This window comes from Bowmanella yangjiangensis (assembly GCF_017255015.1).
GTDB classification, from domain to species: domain Bacteria; phylum Pseudomonadota; class Gammaproteobacteria; order Enterobacterales; family Alteromonadaceae; genus Bowmanella; species Bowmanella yangjiangensis.
The window spans coordinates 1-939 of sequence record NZ_JAFKCS010000309.1 but is presented as its reverse complement, the minus strand read 5'-3'; the positions used below and the strand labels follow the sequence as shown (position 1 = coordinate 939).

The window sequence follows — 939 nt, the reverse complement described above, 5'->3', positions numbered from 1 at the left end:
CCAACCTGGCGGCGGACGCGATCTACCCCAACCTGTGGAATGACCAGCAGGGCCAGCCCCTCACGGGCGCGCATCGCTACGTGCTGCACTTCAGCAAGGAGCAACTGCCGCCGGTGCGCGCCTTCTGGTCGCTGACCCTCTACAACGGCCAGCAGTTTCTCAGTGCCAATGCGCTCAAGCGCTATGCCCTCAGCGGTGACAGCGACCTGCGCTACAACGCCGATGGCTCGCTCGACCTGTACGTGCAGCACGAGCAGCCCCAGGCGCCCGAACAGCTGAGCAACTGGCTGCCGGCCCCGGCGGAGGATTTCAGCCTGTTCCTGCGCCTGTACTGGCCCAAGGCGTCGGTGCTGGACAAACAGTGGGTGCCGCCGGCCATCCAGCGTTTGCCATGAGCAACCTGAATGCGGAAAAACGTTCATGAACGAGTTGAAGCTGTCCCCCTGCCTTCTGCGCAAACCGCGTACGCTGTGGCGTCGCCTGCTGCTTCTGGGCGTGCTGGCTGCGCTGCTGAGCGGCGGCCTGGCGTGGAGCCAGCGCGAAACCCTGGGCCTGGCGGCCCGCGGCTATGTGTTCGGCTATCCGCTGGTGCTGGCTGACCTTACCCGGCACGACTTCGTCAGCGACATCGCGCCGGCCAATCGCCTGCTGCACATGCCGGCCTTTCCCGACGCGGACTACCGCGTGTTCGTGCGCCCCAACGTGGACACCCTCTACACCCAGGCCTGGCTGGACCTGGATGCCGGGCCCTGGGTGTTCGAAGTGCCGGCCAGCCAGCGCTACCTGCTGATGCAGTTTCTCGATGCCTGGAGCAACGTCTTCGCCAGCCTTGGCAGTCGCACACTCGGCAGCCGGGGCGGAAGCTTCCTGCTGGTCGGCCCGCGCTGGGACGGGCAGGTGCCGGCAGGGCTGACCCTGCTGCGTTCCCCGACGCGTCTC

Annotated in this window: 2 protein-coding genes; both read left to right on the top strand. The window is 66.9% G+C overall.

All coding sequences use genetic code 11. The annotated features are described in order from the left end of the window. Positions 1 to 395 (top strand): DUF1214 domain-containing protein (locus tag J0A65_RS24205; protein ID WP_206596816.1); only part of this gene is annotated, 395 nt, incomplete at its 5' end. A gap of 25 nt (positions 396 to 420) precedes the next feature. Then, a partial coding sequence (locus J0A65_RS24200; protein WP_206596815.1) for a DUF1254 domain-containing protein occupies positions 421 to 939 on the top strand: 519 nt, incomplete at its 3' end.